Source organism: Endozoicomonas sp. SESOKO4, from assembly GCF_024606275.1.
In genome coordinates this window covers 1-11,273 of the sequence record NZ_JAHHPS010000145.1, presented here as the reverse complement: position 1 = coordinate 11,273, position 11,273 = coordinate 1, and the positions used below count along the sequence as shown (strand labels likewise).

General features: G+C 42.1%; 7 protein-coding genes. All 7 read left to right on the top strand.

The features are described 5' to 3' along the window. Positions 1–520 precede the first annotated feature (520 nt). The 7 genes from KDK16_RS02800 (at position 521) to KDK16_RS02770 (ending at position 11,191) form a co-directional block, all read left to right on the top strand. Positions 521–2,395 carry a hypothetical protein gene (locus KDK16_RS02800; protein WP_257274576.1) on the top strand — a complete coding sequence of 625 codons (1,875 nt, stop codon included), beginning with the start codon at positions 521–523 and terminating at the stop codon, positions 2,393–2,395. Between the two features lie 271 nt (positions 2,396–2,666). Continuing rightward, positions 2,667–3,758 (top strand): hypothetical protein, encoded by a 1,092-nt coding sequence (locus KDK16_RS02795; RefSeq protein ID WP_257274575.1) that lies wholly within the window; start codon positions 2,667–2,669, stop codon positions 3,756–3,758. Further along, positions 3,730–4,569: a hypothetical protein gene (locus KDK16_RS02790; RefSeq protein WP_257274574.1), complete on the top strand. Its 840-nt coding sequence runs from the start codon at positions 3,730–3,732 to the stop codon at positions 4,567–4,569. The genes KDK16_RS02795 and KDK16_RS02790 overlap by 29 nt, the downstream gene beginning before the upstream one ends. A 147-nt stretch (positions 4,570–4,716) precedes the next feature. After that, the gene (locus tag KDK16_RS02785; protein ID WP_257274573.1) at positions 4,717–6,558 is read left to right on the top strand and encodes a hypothetical protein; all 1,842 of its coding nucleotides are present in this window, start codon (positions 4,717–4,719) and stop codon (positions 6,556–6,558) included. A gap of 183 nt (positions 6,559–6,741) precedes the next feature. Continuing rightward, on the top strand, positions 6,742–7,299 hold the full coding sequence (locus tag KDK16_RS02780) for a hypothetical protein (RefSeq protein WP_257254398.1): 558 nt from the start codon (positions 6,742–6,744) through the stop codon (positions 7,297–7,299). 177 nt (positions 7,300–7,476) lie between these two features. Beyond that, the gene (locus KDK16_RS02775) at positions 7,477–9,240 is read left to right on the top strand and encodes a hypothetical protein (RefSeq protein WP_257254399.1); all 1,764 of its coding nucleotides are present in this window, start codon (positions 7,477–7,479) and stop codon (positions 9,238–9,240) included. A gap of 172 nt (positions 9,241–9,412) precedes the next feature. Further along, on the top strand, positions 9,413–11,191 hold the full coding sequence (locus KDK16_RS02770) for a hypothetical protein (protein WP_257274572.1): 1,779 nt from the start codon (positions 9,413–9,415) through the stop codon (positions 11,189–11,191). The last annotated feature ends 82 nt before the right edge of the window (positions 11,192–11,273 follow it).

Genomic DNA, 11,273 nt, shown 5'->3' with positions numbered 1-11,273 from the left:
GAGAAGAACAAATACCTGAAAGAACAAACAGAATCCTTAGAGGATTTCATCTATTGGTGCAGGTATTACTATGATTTTGCCATAAGATCTCCTTATAACTCTGACAGCAGTGAGTCCTGCGGTAGTGAATCTGACAGAGGTAATCTTGACGGAGTTCAATATTAATTTTTTTCCTGTTCTGTCAGGCCGAATACCAATAGTATGCTTCCTGGCAGGCTACTGACTCCGTGGCGGTAGCTTCGGCCGATCCATTCGTGACCCCTAACTTCAGTGGCAATAGCCGGATGCTCTGCAGCGTCCTGCATTGTTCGATTAAAGCCTGCATTCTGTCTGCCTCGTCCTGTCCAAAAGCTTTGAACCACGATTGAAGGGAACGAAGCTCTGAGCTCTTGGTAATGCCTTAGAAAACGGAGCTGGCTGCGCGATCAGGCTGGGACCGGCTTTCGCTTAAAATTGAGCACTGCTGCAATACATGGACTACTTTGTCAGGACATTTGTAAACTGATGAGAGCAGATGTGGATGAATAACTTCTTATCTCGCTTGCCTGAAACACCAAAACGATCAATGTTTTGCCATCTTGGCAAGCCTAATCAGTCGCTTGCTGCTTCCCTCGGCCTCATCATGATGGTTTGCCCCTGTTCAGAACTACTGGCAAAAAATGGTTTATCAACGCCAGTGGAGGAGAGGCTTGTTTTAGAAAAAACAACAAAAGAGTCCAGCTTTCTGGACGATTTGATTAATCACAATACCTACGTAGGGAATATCCCTACTATAGCTCTCAACACGAATGCGACCAACCTTGTCTTTGCTATGAACCATGAAAACGAACAAGGACAAAGAACGGATGAGCATTCAGAAGAATCGGAAGGCGCTGGAGCACAAATACCACGGCCTTTATCGACAATTCCGCTCCCGCCCATGACCCACGCAGAAGTGAGTGACATTATCCGGGAATTGAATACAGGCATTGATCAAGAAACCTTAGACACTCTGTTGAACTTCGTTCCGGTCACCCCCCCCGATGAGAGCCTGACAATTGATGGCATGCTTGTGAAATTGATGCAAACTCTTCGCATTCCGGTTGATTGTCACATGATAACAATGCATTTAGTCCTATCGTCCATTGAGGGTACCACAACGCCAGTCGATATGGGCCAACCAAACCAAAAACAGAGCCTTGCACTCTTGATGTTGGCTTACTATACGGCCATCAATTCAGAGAAGCTACCCCATAAAATGGCTTATGAATTTTTTCTATCATTCCTACTGCACGCCTGTGACTTGTCTGGTATCGAAAAACTCCATACTATAAAAGGTGACCTTTTAGGCACAGACAAACCCACAGAAGATCAAGACGTTTTAAAAGAAAATGTTAGAAAATCAGCAATAATCTTCGCTGGACTAAGAAAGCAGGAAGAAATGCGCGTTTATTTTTTTTTGAAACAAATCAAAAATACTTCAGAAGCTGAAGAATCCGAGACAAAAGTCCAGATTCCAGTGTTAGAAAAAGTATCCAATCTACTCAACCGTGGTGTTAATAAGATCGGACTACCACTTTATGAGCGTAATATAAAATCAGCTAAACGAATGCTAAAGGTGTTAGAATTAACAGGATTTGGTAAAAAAAAATCACAATTGGTTGCCTCTAATAACCTGTTCATTAATTTAATTGATGCCATAAGCATGACTCTTGATCCTTACGTTATACAGTTTGCAAAAACACTCATTGACAATATGTCGAGTTATTTTACTGCATCTAATTGGGATCAAACCATTACTGATTCTGAAGGCAAAGAACAAAAATTATTTCAAGTATTCCAAAAGTTAATAACCGACGCAAAAGAAAACCCGGGGAATGAAAATCCTGAATTATTTCAACAATTACTTCTGGCTCTGGAAAAATACATAGAGCAACAATTACAAAAAACGTTTACTGAAAAAAATGATTACGAGTTCATAATGGTAACCCTCGGCACAGGATTTCAGGCCCTCTTAGAACAATCAAGGAAAGTTCTGTTAATGCTTGACCGAAGTATTGACGCCAGTGCCAATGAGCAGGCTGATGGAGCTAAACATGGCGAGGCAGCACGGGGAGAGCTCAGCGAAGAAGAGAAGAAGAGAAAACACCTGGGACAACGGATAAATTACTTGCAAGATTTCGTGGATTGGTTTGGATCTCACTATGGTTTTGCCGTGAACTCTCATTATGACACTGACAGCAGTGACTCTGACAGCAGCGACTCTGACAGCAGTGACTCTGACAGCAGCGACTCTGATAGCAGTGACTCTCAGAGCAATGATATTGACAGAGGTAGTCCTGAAGAAATGAATCCTCCTGTCCTTTCAAACCAACTGCTACCGGCGAACTGCTGGCTCGAAGACGTTACTGTTTAAGGCCGTTCCATTTGTGCCCCATAACGTCATTGGCAGTAGCCGGTTCTGCGCTGTTCGAATGCCACTCCCGGGTTTAAGTCCAGATTGTAACTGCCTTGCCTTGTGCACAGGCCTTGAACCTTGGAACTCCAAGCTCTCGGCAATTCCTGCGCTTAGAAAACGGGGTTGCCTGAGCGATCAGGCTGAGTTTGAAGATGCTTAAAATTGGGCACTTCTGCAATCTGTGGACTACTTTATCAGGGCATCCATAAATTAAAAAAGGCAGATGTTGATGAATAACTCCGCTTCCCAATTATCAGCAACCGCAAGGCAATCGATCTTTTTCCATCGTAACATGGCTAATCAGTCGGTTGCCGCTTCCCTTGGCCTCATCATGATGGCTTGCCCCTGCTCAGAACTACTGGCAAAAAATGGTTTATCAACACCATCGGTGGAGAGGCTTGTTTTAGAAAAACCAACAAAAGAGTCCAGCTTTCTGGACGATTTGATTAATCACAATGCTTATGTAGGGAATATCCCTACTTTAGCTCTCAACCCGAATGCGACCAACCTTGTCTTTGCCATGAACTATGAAAATGAGCAAGGCGAAAAAAAGGATGAAAATTCAACAGAACCGGAGGGAGCTACAGCACAGCCGCTGCAATCTTTAATCGAAATTCCTCTCCCCGTGATGCTCCATGGGGTAATTTCCGAAATTATCCGTGCCATAACTACAGATATTAATACAAACCACATTAATATGATGTTGGAGGAAATTCCGGAAACCCCTCCCGAACATGCCCGATCAATTGCAAGCATGATTGATCATTTGATAAAAACTCTTGGCATAACGCTCAACGAAAACCAAAATGCGTTGATTAGTGTTCTGTATGATATTCAGGGCGCCGAATCTCCTGTCGATATAAGCAAACCACAACAACGAGAGAGCCTCGCGATGTTGTTGATGAGTTACTATACAGCCCTCAAGTCAAATGGGTCATCCCCTCAAATGGCTAATGTTTTTTTTAACTCATTCCTGCTTCATGCTGTCGGCTTGTCTGGTATAGGGAGGCTCCATGCCACAAGGGGTAACCTTTTGGGTATAAAAGAACCCATCGAAGATCCCGAACTTTTAAAAGGTAATGTTAAAGAATCCAAAAATGTCTTTTCTGCCCTGAAAATACTCGAAGAAGCGCGCCTTGATTTTTTGCAACAACTGAATTTTTACTCAGAAGACGAAAGATCCAGCGCATCACCCGATCCACTGTTGGCAGCTGCTACCAGCCTTCTCAACTATGGTGTTGAGAAGAACGGGATACCGCTATATAAGCGCAACATAAAATCACATAAAACGAATGTTAAAGCTAATAGAATCATATGGTGAAAACAATCCTAAGTTAGTTGCCTCTAACAATCAATTTATGACTTTGATTCATGCCATAAGCATGCTGCTTGATCCTTCCGTTATACAGTTCACAGATTCACATATTGAAAACCTGTTAAGTTATTTTAGAAAATCAAAGTGGTTAGAAACCGACACTGACTCTTCAGACACAACAAGCAAAGAACAGAGGTTATTTGAAGCATTCAAGAAAGTATCAGAAGATGCAAAATACAATGATGGAAATGAAGGTCCTGAATTATTTGGAGAATTACTTCAAGCTCTGAAAGACTTCATAGAGAAACAATTACAAATAGCTTTTACTGAGGCAGATGATTACCAAGTGATAATGGTAACCCTCGGCACAGGATTAGCGAGCCTGCATGAACAATCAAATGATATGTTGGAAATATTTGATAGGCAGATTGACGCAGCCAAAGATGAAAAAGCAGCAGAAGGCCAAGAAGGAGAAGAGCTTAGTAAATATGAGAAGAAGGCACGACACCTGAGAGAACGGATAAGCCACTTGCGAGAATTCGTCGAATGGTTCGGGTCTAACTATGAATTTGCTATGAACAGCCCTCATGAAAGTGGCAGTAGTGAGTCTGAAGGCAATGATGTGGGCAGTACTGATGCTGACAGAGGTAGTGATTCCAACAGAGGTGATGCTGACGGAGTTGATGCTGACGTTGATGCTGACGGAGTTGAAGATGACAGGGTTGAAGCTGACAGGGTTGAAGTTAATGGAGTTGAAGTTAACACGATCCCTGCTGACAGAGATGAAGCTGACAGGGGTAATCCTGACGGTGTTTAGTTTGGATACTTTTCCAGTTTTTTCAGACCGGGGCTATCAGGAAATTTGTGCAGATTCAGTTGTAGCATTGCGGTCGAAGTTTTGATGAGGTCAGCAACGGCTTCAATGCAGATATCGCCTGCTCGATAAATCAGGGTTGCCGGGTTCTTGAGTATTACGGTCACAGAGGCGTGGCAGGCGAAACTACCTTATTCAGGGCATTCAAATTCAACAAGGCAGGCGACGATGAGTCATCCCATAGGTCGATTACTAATAGCATCAAAGCCATCAATATTTTTCCATCGTTACAAGGCTAATCATTTGGTTACTGCTTCCCTTGGCTTCATCGTGCTGGCTTGCCCCTGTTCAAAACTGTTGGCAGGAAATCCTTTTTCAACGCCAGTGGCGGCAGAATTTGCTGGAATAAAAACGACAAAAGAGCCTGGCTGCCTGGACGATTTGATTAACCATAATGCTTACATAAGACAAATCCCTCCTTTTGTTTTCAACCCAAATACGACCCATTTTATCTTTGCCATGAATCATGAAAATGAACGAGGCGAAAAAAAGGATGAGTATTCAGAAGAACCGGAGGGGGCTGAAGCACAGCAGCTTAAGCCCTTAATGGAAATTCCGCTCCCGCCAATGAACCATGCACAAATTACTGCCATTATCCAAGGGCTGAATACTGGCTTTGATGAAGACACCCTGAACACTATGTTGAGCTACATTCCGGTAACCCTGCCCGATGAGAGCCTGACCATTGCAAGCATGATCAAGAAAGTGCAACAAGCTCTCCATGTTGAGGCTGACAATAACCAGAACGCAATGATAGAAGTTCTAACGAATATCGTGGGTACCGAATCTCCTGTCGATATGACTAAACCAGAGGATCAACTGAGCCTGGTGATTTTGATGATGAGTTACTACACAGCCATCCATTCAAATGGAGCCACCCCTCAAGTGGCTCATGCTTTTTTTGACTCATTCCTGTTTCACGCCACTGATTTTTCTGGTATCAAGAGACTTCATGCCAGAAAAGCTGGCCTTTTAGGTACAATAGCATCAATAAAAGATCACGAAATTTTAAAAGCAAATATTAAAGAATCTGCTTCAGTCTTCTCTGGCCTGAAGTTGTTGGGAGAAATGCGCCTTAAGATTTTGCAACAATTGGACAATCTACCAGAAGCTGAAATTTCTGAGGCATCAGTAGACCCCATGTTATTAACCGCTTCCTCTTTGCTCAACTATGGGATTGATAAGAACCTAACACCGCTTTATCAGCATGATATAAAATCAGCCGAACAAATTTTAATGCTCATACAAGACTATGTTGAGAAAAATCCTGAATCAGTTGCCTCTAATATTAAGTTCATGAGTTTTCTATATTCTTCAAGCCTGATTCTTGGTTCTTTCATTAAAAAAATGGTACTTACACAAGGTGACAACATGTCGATTAATTTTAGCAATTCAGATGTTTTAGCTGAGGCTGATCCCGTTATTGACGCTATCGACACGGTGTTTAAAAAACTAACATTAAGTGCAATATCCGAAGAAGTACGAACCGACTCAAAAAAAAACACTGGAAATGAAAACCCTGAATTATTTCGAAAATGGCTTCTAGCCTTAGAAAATCACATATCGACACAATTACAAAAAACGTTTATTGATAAAAATGACTACACACTCGAAATGTTATCTATCTGCTCAACATTTGACTTACTGGAGAGCTACACTACGAAAGCAATGTATCGGCTAACTACTGACAACAACGCCAATGAGCAGGCTGATGGAGCCAAACAAAACAAAACAGCAAAGGGTCAAGAAGGAAAAGAGTTTAGCAACGAAGAGAAAAAGAAGAAGATAAAGCATCTGAAAGCACGGAAAAAATGCTTGGATGATTTCGAAGATTGGTTCAAGACTAACTTTGATTATTCTGTAGACACGCTTTATGGCTCTGAGAATGTTGAGGCCGTCAGAGCTAGTTTTGACGCTAGTTTTGACTATTGACGGTGTTTATTTTTAATCTTCTTCCTGTTCTTTCAGAATAATCGCCACCAACAGCTTCAAAACCCACGTTCTGATCGCCGCGGTCGCGAAAGGCTTATAAGGAAAATCCCCCTCTTTATTCTCAACCCAAATACAACCCACTTTATCTTCTCCATGAACCACGAAAATGAGCAAGGCGAAAAAATGATTGAGGATTCAGAAGAATCGGAAGGAGCTGAAGCACTCCTGCCTCAGCCTTTAATCGAATTTCCGCTCCCGCTAGTCAATGCCACAAGAAACGAAACCGCCAGACGTGTTCAGGCTATCGGTCTTCCTACCACCTTTGCTACTGGCGGTAGAACCAAGTTCAACCGCACTCAGCAAGGATACAAGAAAGAGCAATGGATAGATGCCGCCTGTTTAGGAGAGTCAGGAGCCAGCATATACATACCAGAAAGCACAAAACCCTTAATCATTAAGGCTATGGGTCGTGGATCGAGGCAAATGTGCAGAGTGGACAAGTACGGATTTCCCCGTACAAAGGCTAAAGGCTCAAAACAAGTAAAAGGGTTTCAGACTGGCGATATCGTCAAAGCTATCGTTCCGGCAGGTAAACGGCAAGGAACGTATACAGGACGGGTTGCGGTACGCAGTCGAGGAAGTTTCAACATAGCAAATGGAACGGGAACAATAACCGACATATCCTACAAACACTGTAAGAAAATTCAGTCTACGGATGGTTACGGGTACAGCTTGTCCTAACGGGCAAGTCTATTTTCCCCACCGCACTTACGGTGTCCCCAAATCGAGGCAAAACGATGGCTTAAAACGTAACGTGCAAATTCAGTAATAGCATTGACTGGTGCTTAAAATTCGGCACTGCTGCAGTCCATGTACTAGTTTATGTGCACATTCATAAAATAGAGAAGGCAGGTGTCGATGAGTCATTCCATTTTTCGATTACCTAAAACAGCAAAGCGGTCGATATTTTTCCATCGTGACAAGGCTAGTCAGTTGTTTGCTGCTACTCTTGGCTTTATCACTACGGCTTGCCCCTGTTCAAAACCGATGGCAGAAAATCTCTTACCAACACCAGATGAGGAGATATTTGTCAGAGATGAAGAGACAAAAGAGTCCAGCTTACTGGGCGATCTCATTAACCATAATGCTTATATTGGGATAATCCCCCCTTTTAGTCTCGACCCGAATTCGACCAGCGTTATCTTCGCCATGAACCATGAAAATGAGCAAGGCGCAAAAAAGGATGAGAATTCAAAAGAATCGGAAGGAGCCGAAGGAGAACAACCGCAGTCTTTAATGACGATTCCGCTTCCGCCAATGAGCCATGCAGAAGTGAGTGACATTATCCTGAAGTTAAATACAAGCATTGAGGCAAGCACTTTAAACACTATGTTGAGCTACGTCCCTGAAACACTCCCCAACGAGAGCCTGACCATCGAAAGCATGATTGAGCAAGTACAACAAATTTTCGGTGTTGTGGCCAACAACAACCAGAAAGCAATGATAGAAGTTTTATCTCATATCCGGGGGATCGAATCTCCTGTCAATTTGACCAGACCACAACAAAAACAGAACCTTGCGATGTTGATAGTGGCTTACTACACAGCCATCAATTTAAGTAAATTATCCACTCAAGAGGCTAATGACCTTTTCAACTCATTCCTGCTTCACGCCACGGTCTTGTCTGGTATCGAGAGACTCCGTATCGAAAATGATGAACTTTTAGGTCTGGAAAAATCAATAGATAAACCCACAGAAGATCACAAAGTGCTAAAAGCAACTATTAAAAAATCTGCTGCCGTCATCTATGGCCTGAAATCGCTGCAAGAAATGCGACTTTATTTTTTGCAACAATTGGAGAATGACTTAGCAGCTGAAAAGTCCGACACACCTGTCGATCCAAAACTGAAAGCCACTTTATCTCTGCTCAACTATGGCATTTATAAGAACGGAATACCGCATTCTCATCGTAATATAGAATCAGCTCAACGAATGCTCTGCCTACTAGAACATAATGGTAAAAAAAATCCTGAGTTAGCAGCCTTAAATATTCAGATCTTAACTTTTATTGATGCCATAAGCCTGATTCTTGATCCTGCCGTTATACAATTCGAAAGTAAACATATTGACAACCTGTCGAGTTATTTTAGCGCATTAAATTCAGATGATCCCACTACCGACTCTTCAGAGACAAGAGACAAACAACAGTCATTATTTGAAATATTCAAAAAGGCACTAACCGACGCAAAAACCAACCCGGGAAATGAAAATCCTGAATTATTTCAAGAATTACTTATAACCTTACAAAAACACATAGAACAGCAATTACTAAAAATTCATGATAATTCAAATGATTACACAACCATAATGCTAACCCTCACCACAGGATTTCAGGATCTGCTGAAACAATCACGCATTATGTTGGCAATGCTTGAGACAACTGTTGAGACCAATGCCAACGATCAGGCTGATGACGCTAAATCCAGCGAGCCAGCAGATGGACAAGAGAGAAAAGAGTTCAGAGAGAAAAAGCAGAAGATCAAACACCTGGAAGAACGAGTAGAATACTTGGTTGATTTCTTCGATTGGTTCTATGATTTTGCCACGAAGTATCCTTATGACTCTGACACTATTGATCCTGACAGATATATTCCTGAAAGTCTTGACGGAGTTTATTTTTAATCTTCTTCCTGTTCTTTCTGACCTGGCCACCAGCAGCGGCTTCACAGCAAACGGCAGGCTCTGAAACGGTAGTGATTTCGGTAGGTCATTTAGCCCCTGCAAATTCGGTGCTGCTGCAACCCATAGACTACTTTTTAACACAGCATCCATAAACCCTTGAAGGCAGGTGTAGATGAGTCACTCCATTGCTCGATTACCTAAAACAGCAAAGCAATCGATATTTTTCCATCGTGATAGCGCCAATCAGTCGGTTGCTGCTTCCCTCTGCATCATCATGATGGCTTGCCCCTGTTCAACACTTCTGGCAGACAATCTTTTTTCAACACCAGTGGAAGAGGGATTTGTTAGAGAAAAAACGACAAAAGAGTTCAGCTTCCTGAATGATTTGATTAATCATAATGCTTATATAGGAAAAATCCCTACTTATGATCTCAACCCGAATACGAGCAGTCTTATCTTTGCCATGAACCATGAAAATGAGCAAGACGTGAAGAAGGATGAGCATTCAGAAGAATCGGAGGGAGCTGAAGCACGGCAGTTACAACCATTAATGGAAATTCCGCTCCCGCCAATGAACCATGCACAAATGACCGCCATTATCCAGGGGTTGAATGCAGGCTTTGATGAAGTCACCCTAAACACTATGCTGAGCTACATCCCGGTAACCCCCCCCGATGAGAACCTGACAATTGCAAACATGATTCAGCAAGTGATACAAGCCCTCGGCTATACACTCGACAATAGCCAAAGTTTGATGATAGCAGTTCTAACTGACATCCGAGGCACCGAATCACCTGTCGATATTACCAAAACAGAAGATCAACACAACCTCGCGATGTTGATGGTGAGTTACTATATCGCCATCCATTCAAATGAAGCCACCCCTCAAGAGGCCCATTTCTTTTTTAACTCATTCCTGCTTCACGCCGCCGGCTTCTCTGGTATCGACAGACTTGACACCAAAAAAGATGAGCTTTTAGGTGTAAAAGAACCTATAAATGATCGCACAGTTTTAAAAGAAAATATTAAAAAATCTGCCAGATTGTTCGATGGCCTGAGATTGCTGGGAGAAATGCGCCTTACTTTTTTATACATATCGGAGCAATACTCAAAATTTAAAAAGACCAGGGAATCAATTAATCCACTGATAACAGCCGCATTCTCTCTTCTCAACAAAGACGTTAGCAAGAGCAAAAAAATTCTTTATCATAATAAATCTCACTCAGCTCAAACAATGTCCAGGCTGATAAAAAAATATGGTGAAATAAAACCTGAATTAGTTGCCTCGAATAATCAGTTTTTGAGTTTAATTGATGCCATATGTCTGATTCTTGATCCTTACTCTATACAACTCGCAAATACACACATTGACAATCTGGCGACTTACTTTAGCGCATCCAACTGGGATGACACTATTACTCACTCTTCAGAGATAAAAGACAAAGAACAGACATTATTTGGAACATTCAAAAAGGTATTAACCGACGCAAACGACAACCCGGGAAATGAAAATCCTGAATTATTTCGTGAATTACTTCTAGCCCTACAAAAATACATAGAGCAACAGTTACAAAAAACTTTCAATGATTTTAAGGATTGCCAAGTCATATTCGAAAGCCTCTTCACAGGATTTGAAGATCTGCTGAGGCAATCACGCATTATGTTGGCAATGCCCGAGTCAACTCTTGAGCCAGATGTCAACGAACATGCTGATGGACCCAACCTTGGCGAGGCAATAAAGGATCAGGAAGGAAAAGATTTCAGCGAAAAAGAGAAGAAGAAAAAACACCTTGAAGAACGGATAGAACACTTGGTTGAGTTCCTCGATTTTCTCTATGATTTTTCTATAGAGAATATTGACAACATGGACCCTGATAGTCTTTATCCTGCCGCCTGTTATGTTCTTCCTCCCAGCCTTGACGAAGCACTTGAGGACAAATATTACTACTAATTTTCTTCCTGTTCTTCAGGATCGGGTACCACTAGCAGCCTGTCGGACTTAAGCGTCCGTAGCGAGGATTGCAAGAAATTGA

What these genes read in the sequence shown, in the direction of transcription:
- KDK16_RS02800 (WP_257274576.1), top strand. Translation starts at nt 521, where the DNA reads ATGAATAACTTCTTATCTCGCTTGCCTGAAACACCAAAACGATCAATG.
- KDK16_RS02795 (WP_257274575.1), top strand. Translation starts at nt 2,667, where the DNA reads ATGAATAACTCCGCTTCCCAATTATCAGCAACCGCAAGGCAATCGATC.
- KDK16_RS02790 (WP_257274574.1), top strand. Translation starts at nt 3,730, where the DNA reads ATGTTAAAGCTAATAGAATCATATGGTGAAAACAATCCTAAGTTAGTT.
- KDK16_RS02780 (WP_257254398.1), top strand. Translation starts at nt 6,742, where the DNA reads ATGATTGAGGATTCAGAAGAATCGGAAGGAGCTGAAGCACTCCTGCCT.
- KDK16_RS02775 (WP_257254399.1), top strand. Translation starts at nt 7,477, where the DNA reads ATGAGTCATTCCATTTTTCGATTACCTAAAACAGCAAAGCGGTCGATA.
- KDK16_RS02770 (WP_257274572.1), top strand. Translation starts at nt 9,413, where the DNA reads ATGAGTCACTCCATTGCTCGATTACCTAAAACAGCAAAGCAATCGATA.